This window comes from Latilactobacillus sakei (genome assembly GCA_002953655.1).
Taxonomy (GTDB): domain Bacteria; phylum Bacillota; class Bacilli; order Lactobacillales; family Lactobacillaceae; genus Latilactobacillus; species Latilactobacillus sakei_A.
In genome coordinates, this window is record CP025839.1 from 1,405,238 (window position 1) to 1,431,953 (window position 26,716).

The 26,716-nt window shown below is 42.2% G+C and carries 21 protein-coding genes; 3 read left to right on the forward strand and 18 right to left on the reverse strand.

Annotated features, from left to right (window positions below; translation table 11 throughout):
- Positions 1 to 79: 79 nt before the first annotated feature.
- The 5 genes from polC to C0213_07005 all read right to left on the reverse strand — a co-directional run bounded on the left by polC (position 80) and on the right by C0213_07005 (position 9,387).
- Positions 80 to 4,420 (reverse strand): PolC-type DNA polymerase III, encoded by a 4,341-nt coding sequence (gene polC / locus C0213_06985; protein AUX12171.1) that lies wholly within the window; start codon positions 4,418 to 4,420, stop codon positions 80 to 82.
- Between the two features lie 174 nt (positions 4,421 to 4,594).
- Positions 4,595 to 6,304 carry a proline--tRNA ligase gene (locus C0213_06990; protein ID AUX12172.1) on the reverse strand — a complete coding sequence of 570 codons (1,710 nt, stop codon included), beginning with the start codon at positions 6,302 to 6,304 and terminating at the stop codon, positions 4,595 to 4,597.
- Positions 6,305 to 6,329: 25 nt separating this feature from the next.
- Positions 6,330 to 7,607 carry an RIP metalloprotease RseP gene (rseP, locus tag C0213_06995; protein AUX12173.1) on the reverse strand — a complete coding sequence of 426 codons (1,278 nt, stop codon included), beginning with the start codon at positions 7,605 to 7,607 and terminating at the stop codon, positions 6,330 to 6,332.
- Between the two features lie 205 nt (positions 7,608 to 7,812).
- The gene (locus C0213_07000) at positions 7,813 to 8,601 is read right to left on the reverse strand and encodes a phosphatidate cytidylyltransferase (protein ID AUX12174.1); all 789 of its coding nucleotides are present in this window, start codon (positions 8,599 to 8,601) and stop codon (positions 7,813 to 7,815) included.
- 30 nt (positions 8,602 to 8,631) lie between these two features.
- Positions 8,632 to 9,387: an isoprenyl transferase gene (locus C0213_07005; protein ID AUX12175.1), complete on the reverse strand. Its 756-nt coding sequence runs from the start codon at positions 9,385 to 9,387 to the stop codon at positions 8,632 to 8,634.
- A 167-nt stretch (positions 9,388 to 9,554) separates the two neighbouring features.
- Here C0213_07005 and C0213_07010 point away from each other — a divergent pair, with 167 nt between their 5' ends.
- Positions 9,555 to 12,302, forward strand: coding sequence for a phage infection protein (locus C0213_07010; GenBank protein AUX12176.1), 2,748 nt, complete (start codon positions 9,555 to 9,557; stop codon positions 12,300 to 12,302).
- Between the two features lie 56 nt (positions 12,303 to 12,358).
- Here C0213_07010 and C0213_07015 read toward each other — a convergent pair whose 3' ends face one another.
- The 6 genes from C0213_07015 to C0213_07040 form a co-directional block, all read right to left on the reverse strand.
- Positions 12,359 to 12,916 (reverse strand): ribosome-recycling factor, encoded by a 558-nt coding sequence (locus tag C0213_07015; GenBank protein AUX12177.1) that lies wholly within the window; start codon positions 12,914 to 12,916, stop codon positions 12,359 to 12,361.
- Between the two features lie 3 nt (positions 12,917 to 12,919).
- Complete coding sequence (locus C0213_07020; protein AUX12178.1) at positions 12,920 to 13,645, reverse strand: UMP kinase; 726 nt, start codon at positions 13,643 to 13,645, stop codon at positions 12,920 to 12,922.
- Between the two features lie 135 nt (positions 13,646 to 13,780).
- On the reverse strand, positions 13,781 to 14,656 hold the full coding sequence (locus C0213_07025; GenBank protein AUX12179.1) for an elongation factor Ts: 876 nt from the start codon (positions 14,654 to 14,656) through the stop codon (positions 13,781 to 13,783).
- Between the two features lie 106 nt (positions 14,657 to 14,762).
- Positions 14,763 to 15,557 carry a 30S ribosomal protein S2 gene (rpsB, locus tag C0213_07030; GenBank protein ID AUX12180.1) on the reverse strand — a complete coding sequence of 265 codons (795 nt, stop codon included), beginning with the start codon at positions 15,555 to 15,557 and terminating at the stop codon, positions 14,763 to 14,765.
- Positions 15,558 to 15,724: 167 nt separating this feature from the next.
- Complete coding sequence (locus tag C0213_07035; protein ID AUX12181.1) at positions 15,725 to 16,000, reverse strand: hypothetical protein; 276 nt, start codon at positions 15,998 to 16,000, stop codon at positions 15,725 to 15,727.
- Positions 15,993 to 16,736: an SAM-dependent methyltransferase gene (locus tag C0213_07040; protein ID AUX12182.1), complete on the reverse strand. Its 744-nt coding sequence runs from the start codon at positions 16,734 to 16,736 to the stop codon at positions 15,993 to 15,995. Before C0213_07040 ends, C0213_07035 begins: the two co-directional genes overlap by 8 nt.
- Before the next feature lie 121 nt (positions 16,737 to 16,857).
- Here C0213_07040 and C0213_07045 point away from each other — a divergent pair, with 121 nt between their 5' ends.
- Entirely contained in the window at positions 16,858 to 17,481 is a 624-nt protein-coding gene (locus C0213_07045; GenBank protein ID AUX12183.1) for a 1-acyl-sn-glycerol-3-phosphate acyltransferase, read from the forward strand.
- A 59-nt stretch (positions 17,482 to 17,540) separates the two neighbouring features.
- Here C0213_07045 and C0213_07050 read toward each other — a convergent pair whose 3' ends face one another.
- The 5 genes from C0213_07050 to C0213_07070 form a co-directional block, all read right to left on the reverse strand.
- Entirely contained in the window at positions 17,541 to 18,476 is a 936-nt protein-coding gene (locus tag C0213_07050) for an alpha/beta hydrolase (protein AUX12184.1), read from the reverse strand.
- 139 nt (positions 18,477 to 18,615) lie between these two features.
- The gene (locus C0213_07055) at positions 18,616 to 20,406 is read right to left on the reverse strand and encodes a multidrug ABC transporter ATP-binding protein (GenBank protein ID AUX12185.1); all 1,791 of its coding nucleotides are present in this window, start codon (positions 20,404 to 20,406) and stop codon (positions 18,616 to 18,618) included.
- Position 20,407: 1 nt separating this feature from the next.
- Positions 20,408 to 22,153, reverse strand: a complete 1,746-nt coding sequence (locus C0213_07060; GenBank protein ID AUX12186.1) for a multidrug ABC transporter permease/ATP-binding protein — start codon at positions 22,151 to 22,153, stop codon at positions 20,408 to 20,410.
- A 141-nt stretch (positions 22,154 to 22,294) separates the two neighbouring features.
- Positions 22,295 to 22,525: a hypothetical protein gene (locus C0213_07065; GenBank protein AUX12187.1), complete on the reverse strand. Its 231-nt coding sequence runs from the start codon at positions 22,523 to 22,525 to the stop codon at positions 22,295 to 22,297.
- 80 nt (positions 22,526 to 22,605) lie between these two features.
- Positions 22,606 to 22,848, reverse strand: a complete 243-nt coding sequence (locus tag C0213_07070) for a DUF896 family protein (protein ID AUX12188.1) — start codon at positions 22,846 to 22,848, stop codon at positions 22,606 to 22,608.
- Positions 22,849 to 22,982: 134 nt separating this feature from the next.
- Here C0213_07070 and C0213_07075 point away from each other — a divergent pair, with 134 nt between their 5' ends.
- Entirely contained in the window at positions 22,983 to 23,597 is a 615-nt protein-coding gene (locus tag C0213_07075) for a LexA repressor (GenBank protein AUX12189.1), read from the forward strand.
- Positions 23,598 to 23,741: 144 nt separating this feature from the next.
- Here C0213_07075 and C0213_07080 read toward each other — a convergent pair whose 3' ends face one another.
- On the reverse strand, positions 23,742 to 24,260 hold the full coding sequence (locus tag C0213_07080) for an adenine phosphoribosyltransferase (protein ID AUX12190.1): 519 nt from the start codon (positions 24,258 to 24,260) through the stop codon (positions 23,742 to 23,744).
- A gap of 23 nt (positions 24,261 to 24,283) precedes the next feature.
- The gene (gene recJ, locus C0213_07085; protein AUX12191.1) at positions 24,284 to 26,596 is read right to left on the reverse strand and encodes a single-stranded-DNA-specific exonuclease RecJ; all 2,313 of its coding nucleotides are present in this window, start codon (positions 26,594 to 26,596) and stop codon (positions 24,284 to 24,286) included.
- Positions 26,597 to 26,716 lie beyond the last annotated feature (120 nt).

Genomic DNA, 26,716 nt, shown 5'->3' on the forward strand with positions numbered 1-26,716 from the left:
ACTAAATTATACTATTTATCGATTCCCATTAAAATAGCCCACCTAAACTGCAGTCTGCAATCTAGGTGGGCTTTTTAATTTACATCATATCAAACAACGATAATTGATTCTCATCTGGTAAATCATTTAAGACGTTATTTTCTGTTAAATATTCAATCAATGTTTTCGATACTTTCCCACGGTTTGATAAATCTTCTTTAGATAAGAAAGGTTTTTCTTCGCGGGCGGAGACGATTTGCTTAGCAACGTTATCGCCCAGACTTGGGACGGCTCTAAATGGTGCAAGCAAGGTATGGTCGTCTTGGATAATGAAGTTGGCAGAATCTGATTTTTCGATGTCGACCATCTTAATCGTGATGCCGCGTTCCAAACATTCATTGGCGATTTCAAGTACGGTTAATAAGTTCTTTTCTTTCGTGCTAGCTTCCATCCCTTTATCCGTGATTTCCTTCATGCGTGCCTTGACGCCTTCTTTTCCTTGGGCCATCGCCACGAGGTCGAAGTCACTGGCCCGCACACTGAAGTAAGCACAGTAATAAATAATGGGGAAGTACACTTTGAAATAGGCAATCCGGAGCGCCATCAAAATATAGGCGGTCGCATGGGCTTTCGGGAACATATATTTAATCTTGAGACACGAATCAATATACCAATCCGGCACGTTTTCATTATCGCGCATGGCTTGTTGCCAATCATCCGGAATCCCTTTGCCTTTACGAACCCGTTCCATAATGTTGAAGGACATACTATCGTCCATTCCCCAGTGAATTAAATCCATCATGATATTATCACGACAACCGATAACGTCTTTCAGGGTGACAACGCCTTTATTAATCAATTCTTCGGCATTGCCCAACCACACGTCGGTCCCATGAGAAAGACCAGAAATTTGGAGTAGTTCTGAGAAGGTTGTGGGATGGGTTTCTTCCAACATTCCGCGAACAAATCGCGTCCCGAATTCTGGCACACCCAAGGTGCCCATCTTCGAGTTAATCTGTTCCGGCGTCACACCAAGTGAATCAGTGCCGGAGAACAAGGCCATCACGCCTGGATCATCGGTTGGAATCGATTTAGGATCAATCCCCGAGAGATCTTGGAGCATCCGAATCATCGTGGGATCATCATGACCCAGGATATCGAGCTTCAAGATATTATCATGGATCGAATGGAAATCAAAATGGGTGGTCTTCCAAGCCGCATCTTGATCATCGGCTGGAAATTGGATTGGCGTGAAATCATAGATATCCATGTAATCCGGCACAACGATAATCCCAGCTGGATGTTGTCCGGTCGTCCGTTTAACACCGGTTGACCCTTTTGCCAACCGATCGACTTCAGCCCCACGGAAAGTTTGTTCCGTATCACGTTCATAGACTTTAACATAACCGTACGCCGTTTTATCAGCGACCGTCCCAATTGTCCCGGCTCGGAACACGTTATTTTCACCGAACAAGACCTTCGTATAGTTATGAGCGACTGGTTGATAATCACCGGAAAAGTTCAAATCAATATCCGGGACCTTATCCCCATGGAAGCCAAGGAACGTTTCGAACGGAATATCATGGCCGTCTTTATCAAGTGGTGTCCCACATTCAGGGCAATCTTTATCCGCTAAATCGTAACCCGAACCAACTTCCCCTTTGGTAAAGAATTCGGAGTAGTGACAGTTAGGACACCGATAATGCGGTGGTAATGGGTTAACTTCGGTGATCCCGGTCATGGTTGCGACCAAACTCGAACCAACCGATCCCCGGGAACCAACCAAGTACCCATCCTTGCCACTCTTATAAACCAATTTTTGAGAAATCAGGTAAATAACAGAGAACCCGTTCCCGATGATACTCTTCAATTCTTTTTTCAAACGAGCTTCGACGATTTCAGGTAACTCAGCACCATACAATTCGTGTGCCCGGTTCATCGTTAAGGTTTGAATCTCGTCTTCAGCACCATCCATCTTAGGCGTATAAAGTTTATCTTTAACCGGCACAATTTCGTCGATTTGATCAGCAATTTTTTGCGGATTGGCCACGACTAATTCTTGCGCTAATTCTGGCCCCAGGAAGTCAAACGCCGTCAACATTTCATCCGTTGAGCGGAAATGAACATCTGGTAACTTCGAACGATTCAAGGGATTAGCCCCGCCCATTGAGTGAATCAGAATCTTCCGATAAATCGCGTCTTCTGGGTTCAAATAATGCGCATCGCCAGTTGCGACAACTGGTTTGTTGAGTTTTTCGCCAACTTTAACTAAGTTGCGAATAATTTCTTCAAGCGCGCGATTGTCGCGCACCAATTCACGTTCCAATAAAGGCGCGTAAACCGCTTTGGGCATCACTTCGATATAATCGTAGTATTTAGCACGATCGAGCGCTTCGTTATACCCTTTTTGCATCATCGCTTCAAAGACTTCACCATTACTGCAGGCAGAACCGACTAAGATCCCTTCGCGTAAGGCATCGAGTTTACTCTTAGGCAAGCGCGGTGTCCGGTAATAGTATTCGGTCATTGAGGCTGAAACTAGTTTGAATAAATTCTTCAAACCAGCTTGGGTTTGCGCCATTAAGACCGCATGTGCTGGACGGGCTTGTTTGTAAAACTCGCCGACCCCAACGCGATCATTTAATTGATTGACGTTTACCATACCATAATTTTCAGCGGCTTCTTTTTCCAACTTATACAATAAATAACCAGTTGATTCGGCATCGGCATTGGCCCGATGATGGTGTTCGAGGTTAATTTTGTAGCGCTTGGTCAATGAATCCAACTTATGATTCTTGTATTCAGGATGCAACATCCGCGATAATTCCAAGGTATCAATGACTGGGTTGTCAATCAAGCCAATATCGTTCCGTTCATAACCCGAATTTAAGAAGCCCATATCGAAACTAACGTTATGGCCGGCTAAGACAGCATCACCAGTAAATTCCTTGAACATTGCCAAGACTTCGGCTTCCTTCTTAGCACCGTGGACCATTTCGTTGGTAATACTGGTCAGTTGCGTTGTGAAGGCTGATAGTGGTCGCTCTGGGTCGATAAATTCATCGAACGAGGCGACAACTTCACCATCGCGCATTTTGACCGCAGCCAATTCGATAATTGAATCGTAAACGGCTGACAAACCAGTTGTTTCCACATCAAAAATCACGTATTCGGCTGATTCTAGGACTTGGTCGCGCAAGTTATAAACAACTGGCGTGCCATCGTTGACCAAGTTGACTTCGACGCCGTATAAAATCTTGACGCCGTTTTTCTTCCCAGCGGCATAAGCATCCGGAAAGGCTTGGAGATTATAATGATCGGTCACGGCAATCGCCGGTTGGCCCCACTTAGCGGCTTGTTTGACATAATCGCCGATGGGGTTGGTTGCGTCCATTTGAGACATATTGGTATGCAAATGCATTTCGATTCGCTTACCTTCAGTCGCTGTATCTTCACGTTTAGGATGACTAACTTCAACTAAATCGTTGGCGTTAACCGTTAAATCCCGCATGAAGTTATCTTCTTGGACACTCCCACGAACCTTAAACCACATCCCTTTATCGATTGCGGCGAATAAACTTTCATCGCTAGCATCTCTTGAGAACTTCTTGACCGTAAATGAGGATGAATAATCAGTCATCTTCAAGATTAATAATTGGCGACCAGAACGGAGCACTCGCACTTCTTTATCAAAGATAAAGCCTTCAATCACGATTGAACGTTCCTCTTCAGTGATACTAATCATCTGACGAACTGGTTCAGCTGGATTAATCCCGCGACCCATCACGATTGGGCCATCAACTGGCTTGCCTTCTGTTTTACGTTTTTCTTTGAGTGCTTCGTTTTTCTTAATCGCTTCGGCAGCGGCTTGCGCACGTTCAGCATCTTGCACTGCCCGTTTTGCTTGGAAATCCTCGATTGATTTTTGAGAAGCTGATTCGTCGATTAATGGTTGAATCGCAAAGTTGGGGAAGCCCAGGCGTTTATAGCCGGCTTGAATCGTCGTTTGCGCTTGATTAATGAAAAAAGTTTTTACAATATCATTTTCCACAACCAACAAGACTTTACGCCCTTCAATATAGGGCGTCTCCTTGGCACATAATTCATGCAAGAGTGACGATTGAATCCCACTATGATTGACGACATACTCCCAATAAGCGGCTAACACCCCACCATCAAGTTCTTTGGCATCGGTACTGATTTCAATTGAAACGGCCGCAATCGCTTGAAAAGCCGCTTCTAAATGTTCTTCAAATGCTGTGTAAACCGCAAAGGGTAACACGTTATCGAAGTGTAATTTAAAGGTCCACCGTTTTGACGTTTCGTGGACAATCACTTGTTCGACCTGCCCCGTTTTAAAGCCGGGATAGTGCGCGACATCCGCAGGTAAAGCAATCTGTTCTAATAATTTTTGAAACAATGCGGTTTGATCTAATGCCACAAAAGGGCCTCCTTCTAGTGATACGCTGAATTAAAAAGAGGCCGAAAAGTAACGATTGCCTATAAACGTGCAATCTTGCTACTTTTGACCCTTTTTAAAGCTTACTCAGTGACAAAAAACGAGTCTGAGACAAAAGCAAGTTTCATCCCAGGCTCGACTAATGTCAGTTCATCTTTATTTTTCTGAGGCTAACAAAATGCTGAGGGAATTGATTAATTCATCCTTCTTCACTTCTAATGTTTCGCCTGTTTTACGTAATTTAACTTCGACGATTTCTTCGGCAGCTTTCTTACCAACTGTAATTCGGATTGGTAAACCAATCAAATCGCTATCGGCAAACTTAACGCCAGCGCGTTCTTTACGATCGTCGACTAAAACTGAATAACCAGCTTCTTCTAACAAGCCTTCAATTTGTTCCGCCAATTCAACTTGTGCATCATCCTTAACGTTCACTGGGACAACGTGTAAGTCGTATGGTGCGATGGCACTTGGCCAAACCAAACCGTTTTCGTCGGCTTGTTGTTCTGTGATTGCTGATAATAAACGACTAACACCAATCCCGTATGAACCCATGATGATTGGTTTAGCACGACCGTTTTCATCTAAGAAGGTTGCTCCGAATTGTTCAGTGTAACGGGTTCCTAATTTGAAGATGTGACCAATTTCGATTCCTTTAGTGAATTGTAATTTACCTTCACCGTCTGGGGCGGTTTCGCCTTCTTGGACAAAACGTAAGTCAGCATAATCTGCAACGTTGAAATCGCGCTTGCTGTTGACGTTGAGGAAGTGATGATCAGCTTCGTTAGCACCTACTACGGCGTTAACAAGTGCTTCAACACTGTAATCAGCCACGATTTGAACGTCTTCTGGTGCATTAACAGGTCCGATTGACCCCATTGGCGCGTTCATCGTTGCTTGAACTTGTTCAGCCGTTGCGAGGTCTAAGAAGTCAGCATCTAAGAAGTTCTTCAACTTAACATCGTTGACTTCATAGTCACCACGTACCAGCACTAAGACTGGTTTTTCATCAGCAATGAAAAGGACACTCTTAATAATTTTTTGCGCGGGTACTTCTAAGCGTGCTGCTACTTCTTCGATAGAATGGGCGTCGCCAGTTGCGACTTTTGCCATTTCTAATTGAACGTCGGTTGAACTTTGACCAGGACGAACCCCGGTTGCCATTTCTAAGTTAGCAGCGTAGTCGCTTTGATCAGAATAAACAATTGTATCTTCCCCGATTTCAGCAATCGCAGAAAATTCCATTGAATCCTTACCACCCATAGCGCCGGCATCCCCAACGATTGCGCGGAAATCTAAACCGCAACGTTCGAAAATGTTCGTGTAAGCTTGGCGCATTTGTTGGAAAGTCGTATCCAAATCGGCTTCATTAGCAGAAAATGAATAAGCATCTTGCATGATGAATTCACGGCCACGGAGTAAACCATAACGGGGACGATCTTCGTCACGGTACTTCGTTTGGATTTGATATAACGTTAATGGTAATTTCTTGTATGATTTAATGTTATTCCGCACTAAATCAGCAAAGGTTTCTTCATGTGTTGGTCCGAGGATAAAGTCTCGTGAATGACGATCTTTGAATTTGAATAAGTTGGCACCGTATGTTTCATAACGGCCAGATTCTTGCCATAATTCAGCTGGTAGAATACCAGGCATTTGCATTTGTACTGCGTCAATCTTGCTCATTTCATCTTTGATAATCGCTTGGATGTTTTCCAATACGCGATAAGCCAAAGGTAAGTAGCTATAAACACCAGCTGAGACTTGGTGAATGTAACCCGCACGAAGCATCATTCGGTGACTTTTAGCTTCAGCCGAATTAGGCACTTCCTTGAGGGTTGGGATAAATAATTTTGATTGTTTCATAAATTGTTACGCCTCCAAAAATATTCTAAAAGAAAAATCGTTGTATATCATTCCACGTGACTAAGACCATTAATAACACCATAATACCGACACCGATTAATGTCACGATGCCTTCTTTTTCAGGTGAAATTGGTTTGCGACGAATCGCTTCAATAATGTTCAAGACTAACTTACCACCATCTAACGCCGGAATCGGAATTAGATTCATAATCCCCAAATTAAGTGATAAGAACGCTAAGAAATAAACTAACGCATTAAAGCCTTGTTGGGTAAATTGGGTCGTCATTGAATACATGCCGACCGGCCCCGATAATTTATCTAGTGAGAACCCACCGGTTAAAAATGACCCGAGGATCTTGAAAATCTGACTGGCAATTGACCAAGTTTGCGTAAAGCCATATGAAACCTTGGCTTTTAAACTATGATCAATTTTGACTTTTTGTGTGACCCCCACTTGACCAACCTTTTCTTTTTGGTTAGCCACTTTGACAGCCTTGGGAGTCACCTTGATTGTCTTTTCAGCTGCGCCCCGTTGAACGCGCACCGTAACAGTTTCGTTAGGGTGTTCTGAAATAATTGCACTAAAGTCAGTGAAGCTCGCTACTTTTTTGTTATCAACCTTCAAGAGGCGATCGTTGGCTTTGAGGCCCGCCTTTTGCGCAGCTGAATTCTTTTGTACCGTGCCAATTTGATTGGATTGCTGTGGCACACCCCCGCTTAGAAAAGCGAAGAGGATAAAGGCTAAAATTGCGAGGATGAAGTTGTTAAATGGTCCGGCAAAGTTCGTTAACATCCGATTAAGCAATGTTGCTGATTGGAATTGGACATCCACGGGTGCGATTTGCACTTCCGTTCCGTCCGCTTCGATAATCGTCGCCTCATGTAAGACGGGATAACGTTTCATTTCTGATTCGTCGCCGCCTTCGTAACCTTCAACCCACAATTCCTTTTGTAAATCTGTTTTAGCAATTTGGAAAGGTACCCCGTTTAACGTGGTGACCTTGTCACTGGTATTAATCTGTTGAACGCGTCCTTGTTCGTCCAAAATTAAAGTCGCTTGTGTGCCCGCTTCAATTTCAGATTCATCGTCGGCCATTCCCGCCATTCGAACGTAACCACCTAATGGTAACCACCGGATGGTGTAAGTTGTGCCGTTTTTGCGAGTTGCAAATAATTTAGGCCCCATGCCGACAGAAAACTCACGCACCAAAATGCCCGAGCGCTTTGCCATGTAGAAATGCCCAAATTCATGAACGACTACTAAAATACCAAAGATGATGATAAACGCAATAATTGCAGCCAATGTATCCGACCTCCTTTTTCAATACCGTCATTCAGATTCTGATTTTATAGTGAACTGTCTTATTATATCACGAAATGAAAAGAAAAAAGAGTGCTTTTGCATGCGCCCCTTTTCACAGCTCGATTGCAGAGGATCGAGTTGGTGATAATGAACGGATGGAAAAACACTCTGATTTGAATGATAGCTTTAAAAACGGTCATTCATGCTAGATGATGCCAAACAAATGTAGTAATGGTAGTACAAACAACATACTGTCGAAGCGATCTAAAATACCGCCGTGACCTGGTAGGATTTTACCTGAATCTTTAACGCCATAGTAGCGTTTGTAAGCTGATTCAACTAAGTCCCCTAATTGACCACAGATTGAGAAAATTAAGGTTAAGCCTAACATGATTGGCAATGAGTAGATTTGTGGGAAGAAGTATAAGTAAACTGCTGCCACAGCAACGGCTAATAAAGTCCCGCCAATTGAGCCTTCCCATGTTTTATTGGGGCTGATTGCTGGCCACATTTTGTTTTTACCAAATGCACGACCAAACATATAAGCACCAATATCTGTCATCCAGATGACCAATAAGATGTACATCACTGTATCAAAACCACCTAAGTTACGAGCCCCGGCTAAATAGTGAAAGCCAAGTCCGATATAAAGGCTGGCTAACGTTGTGACACCCATATCATCGAAGTTCACACGATTTTTCGTGAAGACCGTAATCGCTAATAAGATTGCAACGAATAGATAGAATAAATCAAATTGTGAAACGCCATCTGGCAACCAATCAAATGCCCCCGCTGGTAATGCCAAACTTAATACGGCTAAACCGGCCACCATTGCATCTGGTGAAACGATGATCCGTTTGCGCATAATAAAGACTTCTGATAATGCGACTAATGCTAATACGGCTGCGGCGATATCAATGAAAATCCCCCCACTAATTAAAATCGGGATAAAGATAATTAACGCAACAACCGCTGTAATGACTCGTTGTTTCATAAACTGAACTGCCTCCTAATAAGTAAACGTCTATTTTAAACCGCCAAAGCGCCGGTGACGTTGTTGATAAGTAAAAATTGATTTTTCAAAAACTTGCGGTGTAAAATCTGGCCAGAATTCATCCACGAAGACTAATTCACTATAAGCAATTTGCCAAAGTAAAAAGTTCGAGATGCGTTCTTCACCACTGGTGCGAATCAATAATTCTGGATCAGCATCCGCCCCTAAGAACCCTGTCATTAAATACCGGCTAATCAAGTCATCATCGATTGAATCAGCCTCAATTGTACCACTTACGGCATCTTTAGCAATCTGTTGAACGGCCTGTTGAATTTCATCGCGACCACCGTAGTTCAAGGCGAAATTTAAAATCATCCCCGTATTTTGTGCCGTATCAGCCATCGCATCTTGCGCTGCTTTTTGCGTTTTTTCAGGTAAGGCATGGATGTTACCCATCACTTTCACGCGTACGTTTTCTGCAATTAATTCTGGCATGAACGTGCCGAAGAAATCCACGGGCAACTGCATCAAGAAATTGACTTCATCACTGGGACGCTTCCAATTTTCCGTTGAAAAAGCGTATAACGTCAGGACCTTAACGCCCATCCGACTAGCAGCTTGGGTAATCGTCTTCACGTTTTCCATCCCGGCTTTATGGCCTGCCACTCTCGGCATTAACCGTTTGTTAGCCCAGCGCCCATTGCCATCCATAATAATCGCAACATGGTGCGGGATATTTTCCGGATCAAGTTGAATTTTTGCTGTTTCTTTTTTATTTGTAAACAAAATGACTCCTCCAGTTTAGTTACTCAACACTGATTGTACCAAAAATTGATAGGAGTGACTATTTAAAATAATATTAAATATTTTTTCAAATCATCACGATAAGCTCCAAGTATCCTATTAAATATGCTAAACTAGTCAGATAACTTTTATTTTCAAAGGAGTCCTCTATGAAAAAGACATTCGAACTCTTCCGCTTGGATTGGCGCCGAATTATCAAAAGTCCAATCGCATTTATGCTAATCCTGGCCCTCATTATTATTCCATCCCTCTACGCATGGTTTAATATCTGGGCTTTGTGGGATCCTTATAGCAAAACGCAGGATTTGAAGGTTGCTGTCTACTCGGCGGACCAAAGTGTGACCGTTGCTAAAAAGAAAGTCGCAATCGGCGATGAATTAATCGACCAATTGAAAAAAAACGATAAACTTGGTTGGCAGTTTACAAGCAGTAAAAAGCAATTAGACGAAGGCGTTAAAACTGGTAAATATTATGCTGGTATTTACGTTCCCAAGAACTTCTCTAAGGATTTAATCAGCTTTGTCGACGGCAAAATTCAAAAGCCAACGATTGTTTATTCATCTAATGACAAGATTAACGCGATTGCCCCTAAAATTACTAGTGCGGGCGCCACAACGCTTCAATCAACCATCTCGGACGAATTTGTCCAGACGGTTACTAAAACCCTCATGTCTTCTCTCAATAAGGCTGGGTTTAAACTCGATGAAAATCTGCCCGTTATTAACCGTTTCTCAAGTATGATTCTTAAAACAGATCAACAGATTCCGGAAATTAACCAATATACAGATCAAATCGTTACCCTCCAAAAGAAAATCCCTGAGATGCAGGCTAAATTAACACAAGCCAACGACTTCGTAAACTTCTTACCAGAAGCGAATAAAATGGCTAAGAAAGTCGTTGGCGTTAATCAGTACCTCCCAGAAGTTGAATCAGCAGGCGCCCTGGCCGTCAAAGTCCAAGGTAAAATTCCTGAAATTCAAAACGCTGGTAAACAAGTCGCCACCCTCGATAGTGACTTTGATGGGATCGCCAATACCTTAACCAATGGTATTTCCGAAGCTAAAACTGGTTTGACCGTTCTTAATAAGACTCAAACCGTCCTCCCAGAGATCATCACCTTTGGTAAATCCGCGCAACAAGTTTCTAGTCAGGTTAAAAACGACCTGATTCCAAAACTTAAAACGACCTTACCTGTCATTCAAAGTGCTGTTGATCAAGGCTTAACGATTACTGATCAATTAGCGAAGAATATCGATAACGACTTAAATGCTATTAACCAATTATTAGAACAAGCTAAAAACGATCCTGATAATCAGGAATTAAAAGCCGCCTTAAAGACCAACCTCGAACAATTATCAGCTCATACCGCAACTTTACAGGCTAATAACACACAGTTGGCCAATACCTTGCAAAGTTTACAAGATGCTTATAACGAATCAGCTGTCGCAGCGGGTAAGCCTGAATCACATCTCCTAGATGAACCGATTCAAAAGCTTAACGCCGCTGCAACTCATCTTGGTCAATTAAAAACCAAGATTGATAACGTGCTCGCCCATTACGACGATCTTTCTCTAACTGATATTCAAAAGCAACTGACACCAATTATCGCTTTTGCTAAGCAAGTTCAAAATACGGTGAGCCAAGTGCAAAATGCCGGTATCGGCGCAAATGTTAAGAATGTGCTTGCTAAGTTCGAAACAATGATTACGCAAGGCGATGCGGTTTTAAATCAAATCAACACCGCTGTGCTACCGAAATTACCGTCTCTACTAACCAATACACAAAAGACGTTAAAAACAGCTATCGATTATCTCGAAAAATACCAAAAGCAAATTCCAGCCTTAAAACAAGAGATTCACGATGCGAATACCCTCTTAAATGGCAATATGGGTACGATTGTTGGTGGTTTGAACACTGCTTCTGATCTCTATCAAAATGATTACCCAACGTTGAAAAATAAATTGCAACTGGCCACCGGCTTCATCAATAACGACTTACCCGGTATCGAAAATGATTTAACAACCACGCTAGCAATGGCCAACGCTAAATTCCCACTCCTTGAAAAAGCATTAAATGATGCCACTGATTTAATTCATAATGACTGGCCATTCTTGAGAAGTGGGATTCAAAAAGGTGCGGAAGCCATCCGTAAACAACAAAAGACGGTTGATTTAAAAGACTTGATCAAACTACTCCGTCGTGACGCCACTAAGGAAAGTAACTTCTTAGCCGAACCGGTTAAATTACAAGAGAAACATATCTATCCCATTAAAACTTACGGCTCAGCAAGTGCACCGTTCTATACCGCCCTTTGTCTTTGGGTGGGGGCCCTCTTGCTCAGTAACATCGTCCTCACGAACTTCTCGTTAGACGATAAGCAAAAAGAACGTTACAGTAAGAAACAACAATTCATCGCTCGTTGGCTAACCTATATTGTCATCGGGGTCGCCCAAGCGGTCTTTGTTGCACTTGGAAATATCTTCCTGATTAAGGCCTACATCGTTAGCCCGCTTCCACTCTTGTTATTGGCCATCTTCCTCAGCATGGTCTTTATGACGATTGTTTATGTCTTGGCCGCGATGTTTGGTAACGTCGGAAAAGGCTTGGCGATGATTATCCTCGTGCTCTCTATTTCTGGTGGGGGTGGGAACTTCCCGGTTGTCTTATCCGATAAGTTCTTCCAATTCATTAACCCGTTATTACCATTTACTTACGGCGTTAACTTGCTACGAGAACCAACCGGCGGCATCTACGCACCAAATCTCTGGCATAACTTCATCATTCTAGCGATCTATGCCATTGTCTTCTTCTTCATCGGCCTCTTCTTAAAAGATCGGATTAGTCCTTTCTTTGAAAAACTCCATAAAGAAGCAGCCAAAAGTAAGATTATTCATTAGTTCAAAAAAAGCGTTGAGACAAAATTTGTCTCAACGCTTTTTTAATGACCGTCAGATTAACCTTCAGTAATTTCTTTTTCTTTTTCTTTAGAAATAGCATCGATTTTCTTCGTTGCTTCGTTCGTTAAGTTTTGGACTTGTTCTTCCAAATCATGCATTTCATCTTCACTAATTTCGCTAGCTTTTTCAGCCTTTTTCAAGTTATCCATTGCGTCACGACGAGCATTACGCACAACAACTTTAGCTAATTCAGCTTCTTTACCAACTTCTTTAGCGATTTCCTTACGACGTTCGCCCGTTAATTGAGGGATTACTAAACGGATTACTGAACCATCGTTAGCTGGTGAGATACCGATATCAGCTGTGTAAAGAGCTTTTTCGATATCTTCAAGTGCACCTTTATCGTAAGGTGTGATTAATAATACCCGGGCTTCAGGGATTGTGATTGCAGCAATTTGGTTAAGAGGTGTCATTGCCCCGTAATATTCGACGTTGACCCGGTTAACCAAGCTTGCATTAGCGCGACCGGCCCGGATTTGACCAAGTGTCCGGCGCAATGAAGCTTCTGCTTTTTCCATGTTTTCTTTAGCTTGTTCTAAAATTGGATTTGCCATTTTTTATTCCTCTCCTTCAATCGTTGTACCAATATTGGCACCTTCAACAACCTTTTTAATGTTGTCTGGTTCGTTCAAGTTGAAGACCACCAATGGAATATCATTATCCATTGATAAAGTACTTGCAGTTGAATCCATCACTTGTAAACCTTTGTTGATAATATCTAAGTGGGTTAAAGTATCGAACTTAACAGCGCTAGGATCTGTGTTAGGATCTGCAGAGTAAACACCATCAACGTTGTTTTTAGCCATCAAGATAACGTCTGCATCAATTTCAGCAGCCCGTAATGCAGCTGTGGTATCTGTTGAGAAGTAAGGGTTACCGGTCCCACCAGCAAAAATGACCACGCGGCCTTTTTCTAAATGACGGACAGCCTTCCGACGGATGTAAGGTTCAGCGATTTGACGCATTTCAATTGATGTTTGAACACGCGTTGGGACACCAATACTTTCCAAATTGTCTTGTAATGCCAAAGCATTCATGACAGTCGCCATCATACCCATGTAATCAGCTTGTGCACGTTCCATGCCCATTTGTTCGCCAGTCACGCCGCGCCAGATGTTACCACCACCACAGACGATGGCGATTTGAACACCTAAATCATGAACTGATTTAATTTCGTTGGCGACCACTTTAACGATTTCAGGATTGATCCCGAAGCCTTGTTCGCCGGCTAATGCCTCGCCACTTACTTTTAAGACAATTCGCTTATATTTTGTATTTGTCATATTTAATATCCCTCCGTTGATTACTAGGCCCATTTTACCATATTTAACTAGGCATTTGGGTATGCGATTCTGAATTATCGTAAAACTGCAAAAAAAAGGAGCGCAAATTGCGTTCCCTTTTTGAAGCAAATATGCTTATTTGATTTGACCCATAACTTCATCAACAAAGTTATTTTCTTTTTTCTCGATACCTTCACCAACAGTGAAACGAACGAAGCCTTTAACACTACCATTTTTTGATGCAACAAATTGTGCAACAGTTTGGTCTGAGTCTTTGATGAATGCTTGGTCGTTCAAGCTGATTTCTGACAAGAACTTGTTAACACGGCCTTCAACAATCTTAGGAATGATGTTTTCTGGCTTGCCTTCGTTCTTTGTTTCTTCAGTTAATACTTCACGTTCGTGATCCAATGTTTCTGCAGGAACATCTTCGCGAGAAACGTATTGTGGGTTAACAGCTGAAACGTGCATAGCAACGTCATGAGCTGCTTCATCATCAGCACCTTCTAAAGTAACTAATGAAGCGATTTGGCCACCATTGTGTAAGTATGAACCGAAGTGATCGCCATCCGCTTTTTCAACTAATTCGAAACGACGGAAGCTGATCTTTTCGCCGATAACAGCTGTTAAGTTGATTACTGAGCTAGCAATTGTGCCTTCGCCCATAGGTAATTCTTCAGCAGCAGCCATGTCAGCTGGTTTGTTTTTAGCAATTGTTTCAGCAATATCTTTCAATAAAGCTTTGAATTGATCGTTTGAAGCAACGAAGTCAGTTTCTGAGTTCACTTCAACGATTGCAGCCGTGTTGCCATCAATAGCAATACCAGCTAAACCTTCAGCAGCAATCCGGTCGCTCTTCTTAGCAGCCTTTGCCATCCCTTTTTCACGTAAAGCATCGATTGCTTCTTCAACGTTACCATCACTAGCAACTAGGGCTTTTTTAGCGTCCATGATCCCAACGCCAGTTTTCTTACGTAATTCCATTACTTGAGCAGCTTTAATTTCAGCCATAATTCGTACCTCCGACAATTTATATTAAATATGATTGGTTTAAAAAAAGCTGTCCCACAAGTCAGGCAGTATTTGCGAAACCTCTAAGACAGCTTATTTGAATCTACTATTTAGCGTCAGTGTTAGTATCGTTGTCGCCTTCAACTGCTTCAACGATTTCTTCCATTGAGTCTGCTGATTTGTTTTCTGCAGCAAATGTAGCTTCTTCAACATCATCTTCACCTTGACGGCCTTCGATGATAGCATCAGCCATTTTAGCTGTGATTAAACGAACAGCGCGGATAGCGTCATCGTTTGATGGGATAATAACATCAATATCATCTGGATCTGAGTTAGTATCAACCATAGCAACGACTGGGATATTTAATTTTTGTGCTTCCTTGATAGCAATCCGTTCTTTACGAGGATCAACAACAAACATTACATCTGGGATGCGTGGCATGTCTTCGATACCGCCTAAGAATTTTTCAAGTTTTTCTTGTTGTTTCTTCAACAAGGCAACTTCTTTCTTAGGTAGACGTTCGAAAGTACCATCTTCGTCCATTGCTTTGATTTCTTTAAGACGTTTGATACGTTTTTGGATTGTATCCCAGTTAGTTAATGTACCACCTAACCAACGGTGATTTACAAAGTATTGGCCTGCACGTACTGATTCTTCAGCAATTGCATCTTGTGCTTGTTTCTTAGTACCAACGAATAAGAATACACCTTCGTTAGCAGCTTCTTCTTTAACGAAGTCATAAGCATCGTCAACCATGCGAACTGTCTTTTGCAAGTCGATGATGTAGATACCATTTCTTTCAGTAAAGATAAATTTCTTCATTTTTGGGTTCCAACGACGTGTTTGGTGACCGAAGTGAACACCCGCTTCTAATAATTGTTTCATTGACAATACAGCCATGTCAACAGACCTCCATATGGTTTTATTCGACCACTGGTTTCACTTTTTTAGAGAACTTGTCGCCAAGCACCTCTCTAGAAATCAACCAGTGTGAATTATTTTTTGGTAATGAAATACCGTTTAAAAGTATACTAAAGATATCCGCTAGAGTCAACCTGTAATCCCGTTTAAAATTGGCTGCTTTCAATCCCATGTGCGATTAAATACTGTTCCTTTTTTAAACGGCTCTGATGTTTAAAGGCGTATTCGGCTTTCAAAGCGGATGATTTGTCCGCAAATGTTTCGTAATACAACAAGCGTACCGGACGCCGCAGTTTCGTGTACTTCGCCCCTTTACCAGCATTATGTGTGGCAACGCGTTTTGTGACGTTCGTCGTAAAGCCCCCATAAAAACTACGATCCGCACAGACTAATACGTAAAAATAATAAGCTTTCTCAGTCATCTTCTGCCATGAATAACTTCGTGCGCATTTCTGGGGTATAATCGCTATTTTCATCATAGATTGTAAGTTCCGGAAGCATTCGCAAGCCTCCTTTTTTACCATCTTTGACCGCTTCGATCAATACCATGCTGGCTTCTTTACCGGCTTTAGGATAAACAAACCGGACGCGTTTAGGTTCCATGCGCGCTGCCCGCAATTCATCACAGATTTCTAAGAAGCGTTCTGGACGGTGCACGAGGTAGCCTTTACCATTCATCTTCAACAAACCACTCATCGTTTGGACCACGGTTCTTAAATCCGTCGCAATTTCGTGGCGCGCTAGAGCTAGGTGTTCATTCGGATTCTTTTGACTATTGGGCGCCACCTTAAAGTACGGTGGATTACAGGTCACAATATCGACGCTATCTTTTTTAATAACGGTTGTCACATCTTTCAAATCCATATTCAAAACACGCAACTGTTCCGTCAAATCGTTCAATTCAATTGAGCGTTGTGCCATATCTGCCAAACGTGGTTGTAATTCGACCCCTACGATTTGGCCGTTTGTTTTGGGGCTCATAAATAAACCCACTGCCCCATTACCAGCACATAAATCAACAATCAGGCCCCGCTTTGGCAATTGCGCAAAATCAGCTAACAAGACCGCATCCATTGAATAGGAAAAGACGGCTGGACTTTGAATAATTTGAATATCTAATCGGAATAACTGATCAATTCTTTCGTCTGCTTTTAACATGCTACTTTCAACCCCACTTGTATTTAGCCCATATTATAACAAAGACCAGCGTTATTTGGTATAATAGCTAGGTAGTTCGTTAAATCGCCTTAAAAAAGGTTTTTTGAAAGGAATTAAAATTATGTTTTTCTCATTTGCCCGCTTCATCGTGCGGATTCTTGCCTGGTTACTTAATGGCCGAATCAACGTTGAAAACAAATCAGCTTTACCAGAGGGCACCTACGTTCTAGTTGGTCCCCATCGGACTTGGTGGGATCCCATCTTCTTCGCACTTGCTGCAAGCCCGCGTAAGTTTACGTTTATGGCTAAAGAAGAATTATTCAAAAATCCAATCTTACGTTTTATCTTGAAACACGCCAATGCGTTTCCTGTTAACCGTCAAAATCCCGGCCCCTCAGCGATTAAAACACCGGTTAAAGCCCTACGTTCAAAGGACTTATCTTTAATCATGTTTCCCACTGGTAGCCGTTATTCAAGCGAATTAAAAGGTGGTGCAGTGGTCATTGCTAAAATGGCACGGGTCCCATTAGTGCCTGCCGTTTATCAAGGCCCCTTGAAGTTTTCAGACGTCTTAAAACGTAAAAAGATTACGATTCGTTTCGGCGAACCGATTCCAGTTGACCCTAAACTTAAATTAAACGACGAAAATCTGACAATGATTGGTGATCAAATGCAAGCCGCTTTTGATCAAATCGATCACGACATCAATCCGGATTTTAAATATGAGATTGACGATCACAAATAACACAAAAAAGACGCGCACCAACGAGGAAGCTCATCGTTGGTGCGCGTCTTTTTAAGACTCTATTTTTCCCAATACTGATTCAAAAACTTTGCAACCTTGTTGCGATAAGCAGTTGGTTGCTTGGCTAATGCTTCCCCATGACCTGCATCTGGAACAACCCATAATTGCTTAGGCGCATTAGCAGCTTTGTAATTTTCGTAAACCATCTTGGTTGGTACGAATTTATCTTGAGCGCCATGAATCAACATGATTGGTAATTTCGACTTAGCGAGACTCTTAGTCGCATCCCCTTCACTAAAGTTATACCCAGCACGGACCCGCGCCATCAAGTTAGTCGTATAAAATAGCGGGAACTTCGGTAAGCCAAACAAATCGTTGAGTTGATAAGCCAACTCACCTGAGATACTGCTATACCCACAGTCTTCAATCACTGCTTTAACCTGTTTGGGCAACTTTTCGCCAGCAGTGTACATCACGGTGGCACCACCCATGCTGACCCCGAAGAGTGCAATTTGGCTGTCCTGACCATTTTTAGCAATCACTTGTTTGATCCATTTAACATAATCTAAGCGATCTGGCCAACCATAACCGATATAATTGCCTTCCGATTCACCGGAACCACGGTCATCAGGTGCCAATACGTTGTATCCCAAGTCATGATAGAGATGGATATAACGCGCCATATCTTCTTTGTAGCCCATATAACCATGCGCGACAACGACTGTTTTATTCGTCTTTTTAGCAGCTGGCACGTAAATCGCGTCTAACTTAAGATCATCGGTCGCTGACTTTTGATACCACTTCACTTTATCGGCTCTTGCCAACCATTTCTGATTATCGCGATAAAATTTGCTAGGGTGACCATTATTCAAGAATGATTTTTGACCTGGTACGAAAGCATATTGATACATATACAGCGTTGCGCCAAAGATACCGATCACAATCAAAATAATAACGCTTATTAAAGACCATTTCAGCCAGCGTTTCTTTTTCATCTCTAAAAATCCTCCCGTTTATTCCGAAATGTACTAAACGTGTGCTATAAGTCATATCCTTGCGGTTAACGCCGAATGTCAAACGATGGCTTACAGCCATCATTGGCCACTCTTCGTTAATCCTCAGGATATAACCGACTTATAGCCCACTCTGTCCATTTTGTAATTGATACATTTCATAATAGCGGCCTTTTTGGGCCACTAAGCTATCATGATTGCCCCGTTCGACAATTTGACCTTGATCCAAGACGAGAATTAATTCTGCGTCGCGAATCGTTGATAAACGATGGGCAATTGCAATACTCGTCCGCCCCTGTCGCAAACGAGCAAGGCCGGTTTGAATCACTGATTCTGTTTCGGTATCAATGTTGGCAGTCGCTTCATCCAAGACCAGAATCTTCGGATTGGTCACTAACGTTCTAGCAAATGAAAGTAACTGGCGTTGACCACTCGAAAATTGGGCGCCGCCTTCAATCACTCGTGCGTGGTATTGGCCAGGTAGTTCCTTAATAAATTCATCCGCTTGAACAAATTCAGCGGCAGCTTGAATCTGTTCATCCGTGATTTCATCGTTAAACAAGCGAATATTAGAAGCAATGTCCCCATAAAACATGAAGGCATCTTGTAAAACTAAGCCCATTTTACGGCGTAATTCTGCTGTTTGAAAACTGCGAATATCTTGACCGTCAATTAAAATTTCCCCTTCGTAAAATTCATAAAAACGCATCATGACGTTGATAATCGAGCTTTTACCAGAACCGGTATGCCCCACTAGCGCAACCGTTTGGCCTGGTTCAACGACAAACGAAATATCATGAAGAATTTCATGCTTACCATCATACGAGAACGACACGTGTTTGAATTCAACACGACCATCGGTAATTTGACTAGCCGCATCGGCATCTTGGGCTGGTGCAAATTCCGTTTGATCCAGAATTCTAAAAATACGACGACCCGCAACCATCCCATCTTGTAATGAGGATAATGAATCCATCATATTGGTCATCGGATTGAAAAAGTTGCTAACGTACGTGGTAAAAGCATAAACCAACCCAGCCGCAACAAAACTATGCAACGCTGTAATTCCAAATAAACTTAAAACAACCACTAATGCCAACGTATACAACAAGTTAACGACCGGTGCCAATAATAAGGAATTAGTCCGAATCATCGCTTCTCTTGTTTTAAGATAATCTTCATTAACCGTTTCAAATTCAGCTGTGAGTCGTTTTTCTTGGCGGAACTGTTGAATAATCGTAATCCCTTCAATCGATTCGTTCAACTTAGTGTTCAATTGACTCAACTTTTCACGCATATGGCGATAAACCTTGGCACTATAACTGCTGTAATACCAAATAATGACTAATAGGATTGGCAAGAACCCAGCTGTTGCTAGTGCAACCTTCGGCGATAATAACCACATTGCGATGAACGCCGAGATAATTGAAAATGAGCCCACTAATAATGACAGGAATACATTCCAATAATCAATTAACGTCATCGTATCATTGGTGACGCGGGAAACAATTGACCCCGCCGGTGTTTGGTCAAAATAACGCATCCCTAAACGATGCAACTGACGGAAAAGATCACGGCGGACATCTTCCATCGCACGTTCAGATCCCATTCCAAAAAGAAAAGATTGGGCAAACTGGGTGATAGCTTTCAAAATAACCCCTAAGGCGTATAACCCAGCGACCCCTAATAAAATCTGGGTCGTCGCCGTTTGTTTCGTCAAGTAACGATCCATAAAAACTTGTAATAAACGCGGTAACAAGATGTTAATCGTTGCTAAACCCGCTGCTGCGATGATTGCGCCGATAAATTGTCGCTTATAGCGCTTGGTATAACCAAAGAGGCGTTTCATAATTTGAAACTGTTCTTTAGTCGATATCTTTTGTGACCATTCAGATTGATACTTTTGTGCCATCCTATTGGCCCCCCATCGCTTGATTTAATTGTTGTTTAACCCACATCTCAGCATACCACCCTTGTTGGGCTAATAAACTATCATGTGTGCCACGTTCGGCAATCGTTCCATCATCCATGACGATAATCTCATCAGCATGCATCACACTACTGAGTCGATTAGCGGTAATAATCGTGGTTTGATTTGCCCGTAGCGTCTTGAGATTCATTAAGATTGCTTCTTCCGTCTTCGCATCGACCGCAGATAATGAATCATCTAAAATTAAAATTTCAGGATCCGTCATTATTGCCCGGGAAATAGCAATTCGCTGTTTCTGTCCACCTGATAAGGAAACGCCGCGTTCGCCAACGACCGTGTCGTAACCCTGTGCAAACGTTAAAATATCTTCATGAACCGCACCCGAGCTCGCCGCTGCTTCAACGGCCGCTTGTTCTTTTTCAAAATCCGCGAACCGAATATTATCGCGAACATCTGTTGAAAATAAAAAGTTGTCCTGTGGTACATAGCCAATACTATCGAGTAATGCATCTAATGTGTAATCCCGAATATCGTGCTGGTTAATTTTAATTTGGCCCTGATATTGATCATATTCCCGTAATAGCAACTTGATTAAAGTACTTTTACCAGAACCAACCTTTCCCACAATCCCTAATGTCTTTCCTTGTGGCAATTGGAAATGTACATCCGTCAAAGTTGGGGTTTGTTCTTCAGGATAAGCAAATTGTTGAATCGCGTAGTCAATATCACCAGTTGCCAACGTTTGAATGGCATCTGGCTTTTCAATAATTGTGCTAGTTTCTTTTAATAATGATTCCACCCGATCATAACTAGCATTGCCACGTTCAAGCACATTGAATAAACGACCAATCGCAAACATTGGCCAAACCAAAGCTGCGATATAACTAATAAAAGCAATCAATTGGCCAATGGTAATACTGTGGTTCATGACCAACGTTCCGCCATAGATAATCGTGACGAGGTATGTTAACCCAATGATCAAACTAATCGCTGGATCAAATAACCCATCGATGAAGTTAACACGCTTGTTAATCGCAATTGTCTTCGTCACAATTTGGTCAAAATCGTTGATATCCGCTTCTTCTTGACCAAACGTTTTTAAAACCTTAATCCCAGAAACACTCTCTTGCGTCTTATCATTTAACTTCGAAAAGGCTGCTTGTGATTCTCTAAAAGCCGTATGCAAATGCGTGCCTAAGCGCCCTGAAGCCACTGCCAATAAAGGCATCGGAATCAAGGCCATTAATGTGAGCCGCCAATCAACAAAAATAATCATCGCGATGATGGTCGTCCCACCTGTAATAATCGAATCCGCGAACGTTAAAATACCAGCCCCCGCAACTTGTTGAATCGCGGTTAAGTCATTAGTGGCATGGGCCATCAAATCACCGGTCCGGTGTTTTTGGAAGAAAGTTGTGTCCATCTTCATAAAATGCCAGAACAAACGACTCCGCAATGTCCGTTCTAACTTGGCTGCGCCACCCCAGATACGAGTCCGCCAACCATAGCGAAAGAGATATTGTAAAATCGCGGCTGCTAATAAGACCCCAATCCACATTAATAAGACCGACACTTTTAACTTTCGAGCGGCCATTAAATCGATTAACGTCCCAATCACTTTTGGTGGCACAATCTGCACAATCGCAACTAAGACTAAAAAAATAACCCCTAATATATAGCGGCGATATTCTTGTTTAAAATACCAGCCTAACTTCTTAAATATACCCATAAAATATCTCCGTCTTCAAAATTAGATAATCCTCATTATAGCAATCTTAGTTCAGTGGGACAATTATTTCTCTTCCAATAAAAAGAGGGTTCCATACAAAAATAAGTTTTTGTACGAAACGCCTCTTTAATTAAGTCATGTTTATTTTTTGCTACGTTTTTGTTGTGCTTTCATTGAGCTCATCATCTGGTTTAATTTCTTTTCAGATGGTTTTTGCCCCATTTGCATCATCATAGCTTTCAACATATCTTCATTAACTGGTGGATTTTCTTCGAAATATTTCTTCATGTAAGCACGTGCGCCGAAAAAGCCAGCAACTGCACCTAATAATGCCCCAATGACAAATATTAATACGCCTATTCCGATATTCATATCTTATGCACCCCTTCCTCATTCAGTTCACTTAAATATTCTACACATTATTGCCCTAAAAAGAAAGCGGAATTCCTAGATTAATCGTCACGTAAACCCTTTTCACGTTGAATGTCCTTCACTTTTTCAGGTGTGACTTCCTTACCATCTTTATCATAAACTTGTAACATCTCAACTTGTGAGCGGAAACTAGCACGGAAATCCTTCAAATAAGCGTCGCGCAATTCTTGACGTTCTGCTGTTTCTTCAGGTGTTAAACCCTCTGCTTTTGCTTTATGTGCTAATTCATTAATACGATCGAGTCGTTTTTGATCCATTGCCATCATCGGCCTCCAAATTTAAACTTTTATCCTATTTTGGACTAAAATGCTCAAAATGTCAAAAAATACGAACACTTGTTTGAAATCCTACTATAAATATGCTACTATATGCTTAATAGAACGAATGAGGTGCGCTTATGACTAAAACTGAATCCAAACAATTAGAGGTCTTACGTTTTATTCACGAACGTGTTCAAGACAAAGGTTACCCGCCCACGGTCCGCGAGATTTGCGAAGCCGTTAATTTATCGTCCACTTCTACTGTCCATGGGCATTTAGCCCGACTTGAGAAGAAGGGCTTATTACAAAAGGATCCCACTAAACCACGGGCGATCGAGTTAACGCCCGCTGGTCTCACGGCCATTGGGGCGACACCGCAAAAGATTCCAGTCTTAGGGGTGGTTACTGCTGGTGTCCCTATTTTGGCAGTTGAAGAAGCAACTGATTACTTCCCACTACCACCTAGTTTGCAAACCGAACAGGATTTGTTCATGTTAACGATTCGTGGCGAGAGTATGATTAATGCCGGTATTTTAGATGGCGATGAGGTTATCATTCGGAAACAATCAACTGCTGATAATGGCGATATTGTCATTGCGATGACTGCTGAAGATGAAGCAACTTGCAAACGATTCTTCAAAGAAGCAGATCATTACCGTCTCCAACCAGAAAACGATACATTTGAACCGATTATTTTAAATGAAGTTAGCATTTTAGGGAAGGTCGTTGGCCTTTACCGCGATCGCATGTAATAAAAAAGAAGTTCGCCTAGGCGAACTTCTTTTTTTGTCTGTTTCTCTTTAACGTGCTTTCACCAACTGCTTTCTGCGCTTTGCCAGTAATCCGCCTGATTAGGCAAATGCTCAAAAGCAACCCGTTGATGACACACTTCTTGATTAATATTCCATTAATTTGAAAATATCATAGTCCTTAATCTTTTCGCGGCCGTTTAAGTCCTTCAATTCGATGAAGAAGGCTGTCCCCACGACGATCCCGCCTAGTTCTTCAACCATTTTGATTGTTGCGGCAATTGTGCCACCGGTTGCTAATAAGTCATCTGTCACTAAGACTTTTTGGCCTGGTTTAACAGCATCTTTGTGCATATACAACGTTGATTCACCGTATTCTAAACCATAGCTAGCTGAAACTGTTTCGCGTGGCAACTTGCCCTTCTTACGAGCAGGTGCAAAACCGACACCTAATTTGTAAGCAACTGGACAGCCAACGATAAAGCCCCGGGCTTCAGGGCCAACGATCATTTCAACGCCTTTGTTCTTAGCGTATTCAACAATTTTATCCGTTGCTGCTGCGTATGCTCCACCATCGGACATCAAAGGTGAGATATCACGAAAAGTAACGCCAGCTTCCGGAAAATCCGGAACACTTGCGACATAATCTTTAAAGTTGATTGACATATATAATTCGCTCCTTAACTCTTTTAGCGATTTGCTACTGCTGGGAGAGTTGCTAGCCAGTCTTTCACCTCGGTAAAGGTTGAATAAACAAGCTGTTTTTCCATTTCAATTTTAGCTAATCGTTTTTGATAACTTGGTGCACTTTCCAGTGCATGCTTTTCAGGTTGTAACTCGGCCGTAATCAGACCACGTTCTATTCTAACAAATCCGAGGTCAAAAAACACCTGCAACATGAAAATCATTAGCGGTAATTGTAACTTTAAATACGCGGCTAATTCAGCTAACCGCGCTTTTTCAATGTTTGGGTGCTTCCGCAAGTAGACTAAGAAGGTCGCAAACTGTTGTTTTGTCGGCATTCCTTCTAAATAAGCAGAGTGTTTAGCATAAAAAATCAGACTTAATCTAGCCGCCTGTTGTTGTTGATAGAATTGTTCAAAAGCAGTTAAATCAGCCGGTTCATCGACCACAATCAGTTCTTGGCTTGTCGCGACTTGTTCATCAGTCGCTAACAACGCTTGACTCCCTGCTGGTAAATAAGCTTGCAGTTGCTCGCGCATTTTATCATTAAAAAAGACGTAGTCGCCTGTTGCTTGGAATAATTGTTTTGTCAGACGATTGCTACGCTGATCAAGTATGACTTGCCCGCTCGTGGCAAGGTCTTTTACCATTAATTGCAATGTCGTTTGACCGCGCCAAGTATTCTCACTCAAGCTTCCGACCAGTTTTACATCTTCTGCAGCAGTTAAATCAGGCATCAAAGCCCCCTTATTGAAAGCTAAGACCGCTAATTGCTGTTGTTGATCGACCGCCATCATCTTCAAGTGCTTTTGATCAGCACCAATTTGTTTGACATCAGCTAACTGGGGCGCGCTAAGTTCAATTAACGGTTCTGGATTATCGCTACCAAACGGTGCCAATTGTTGTAAGGCTTGATATAAATCAGGCGTAATATCGGCCAACGTCAGCGCTAAATCAACTGATAATGGTTGGCGTCCCGTTAAATCTAACTGGTTAACTTGCGCATACTCGTTCATCGCAGTTTGAATCATCGCTAATTGATCAACCTTAGCAGTCAAACCAACGGCCATGTGATGGCCCCCAAAATGAACCAATAATTCACGATGCGCATCTAACGCTTTAAAGAGATGGAAAGCTGTCACACTACGGCCAGAGCCTTTAGCTAAACCAGTTTCCGGGTCAATCGTCAAGACTAAGGTTGGTTTACCAGTTTGTTCAACAACGTGACTAGCCACAATCCCTAGCACCCCTTCGTGCCAGCCTTCATGGGCAATGACCAAAGTGGTACTTGCTTGATTTTCCGGTGTTTCAGCGATTGTCATCGCTGTTGCCGTAATTTCTTGGACTAAGCCTTGGCGTTTTTTATTTTGTTGTTCAATAAATTGGGCCTGTTCGACCGCTTCTTCGTCATCGAGCGTCGTCAATAGTTGCACACCAAGAGTCGCATCCCCTAACCGACCAATCGCATTTAAACGCGGGCCAATTCCAAACCCAATATTAGTGGCATCTAGGGTTGCTTGTTCTAAGCCGGCTGATTGACATAATGCGACCAAACCTGGTCGATCGGTATTTTGTAATTGTTGTAAACCTAAACTGACCAACGTCCGGTTTTCATCGACTAAGGGGACGATATCACAAACCGTCCCGATTGCAGCTAAATCTAATTTATCATAAGGAATCTCTTCCAATAAAGCAGTCGCCACTTTAAACGCCACACCGACCCCACAGAGTTCACCAAACGGATATTGTCCTTCTGGATGTCTAGGATGCACAATCGCCACTGCATTGGGTAATTCTGCTGGTAACTCATGATGATCGGTCACAACCACGTCAACACCGTGTTCTTGCGCGTAAGCGATTGGTGCTAGGCCGCTCACCCCGTTATCAACAGTCACAATTAATTGGGTGCCATTTTCAATCAAGCGTTTATAAGCTTCTAAATTAGGCCCATAACCGTCCTTAAACCGATTAGGCACATAGACTTCAACAGCGGCGCCTAAATCATCTAAAGTTTCCTTCATTAAAGTGGTGCTGGTAATCCCATCTGCGTCATAATCGCCATAAATCGTAATTTTTTCGCCATTCACAATTGCTGCTTGAATCCGATCAATCGCCTTTTGCATATCATGCAAAGCGTATGGATCATGAAGTTGGCCGACATTGGGATTCATAAAATTATTGATCTGTTCTGCATCCCGCAAGCCGCGTTGCCACAAAAGTTGCGCCGCAGCCTTAGGTAGCGGATTATCTTTTATAATTGTTTGTAATTCAGCTTCAGTTGGTACTGGTTTTAATTGCCATTCATATTGTGCTTCCAAATTAATCCCTCACTACTTCCCAGTCATTAACTAACCCATTATAGCAAAATTTAACACTTTTCGCCTAACTTCACCTTTTGTTTAATCCGATAGATGCTATACTATTAAGAGTACAATTGT

Coding starts and splice junctions, on each gene's coding strand:
- C0213_07065 (AUX12187.1), bottom strand. CDS start 22,525: ATGAATATCGGAATAGGCGTATTAATATTTGTCATTGGGGCATTATTA.
- C0213_07045 (AUX12183.1), top strand. CDS start 16,858: ATGTTTTTCTCATTTGCCCGCTTCATCGTGCGGATTCTTGCCTGGTTA.
- C0213_07075 (AUX12189.1), top strand. CDS start 22,983: ATGACTAAAACTGAATCCAAACAATTAGAGGTCTTACGTTTTATTCAC.
- C0213_07040 (AUX12182.1), bottom strand. CDS start 16,736: ATGTTAAAAGCAGACGAAAGAATTGATCAGTTATTCCGATTAGATATT.
- rpsB (AUX12180.1), bottom strand. CDS start 15,557: ATGGCTGTATTGTCAATGAAACAATTATTAGAAGCGGGTGTTCACTTC.
- C0213_07015 (AUX12177.1), bottom strand. CDS start 12,916: ATGGCAAATCCAATTTTAGAACAAGCTAAAGAAAACATGGAAAAAGCA.
- C0213_07055 (AUX12185.1), bottom strand. CDS start 20,406: ATGGCACAAAAGTATCAATCTGAATGGTCACAAAAGATATCGACTAAA.
- C0213_07080 (AUX12190.1), bottom strand. CDS start 24,260: ATGTCAATCAACTTTAAAGATTATGTCGCAAGTGTTCCGGATTTTCCG.
- C0213_07070 (AUX12188.1), bottom strand. CDS start 22,848: ATGGCAATGGATCAAAAACGACTCGATCGTATTAATGAATTAGCACAT.
- C0213_07050 (AUX12184.1), bottom strand. CDS start 18,476: ATGAAAAAGAAACGCTGGCTGAAATGGTCTTTAATAAGCGTTATTATT.
- C0213_07020 (AUX12178.1), bottom strand. CDS start 13,645: ATGACAAATACAAAATATAAGCGAATTGTCTTAAAAGTAAGTGGCGAG.
- C0213_07000 (AUX12174.1), bottom strand. CDS start 8,601: ATGAAACAACGAGTCATTACAGCGGTTGTTGCGTTAATTATCTTTATC.
- C0213_07035 (AUX12181.1), bottom strand. CDS start 16,000: ATGACTGAGAAAGCTTATTATTTTTACGTATTAGTCTGTGCGGATCGT.
- C0213_06990 (AUX12172.1), bottom strand. CDS start 6,304: ATGAAACAATCAAAATTATTTATCCCAACCCTCAAGGAAGTGCCTAAT.
- C0213_07025 (AUX12179.1), bottom strand. CDS start 14,656: ATGGCTGAAATTAAAGCTGCTCAAGTAATGGAATTACGTAAGAAAACT.
- C0213_07010 (AUX12176.1), top strand. CDS start 9,555: ATGAAAAAGACATTCGAACTCTTCCGCTTGGATTGGCGCCGAATTATC.
- C0213_07060 (AUX12186.1), bottom strand. CDS start 22,153: ATGGGTATATTTAAGAAGTTAGGCTGGTATTTTAAACAAGAATATCGC.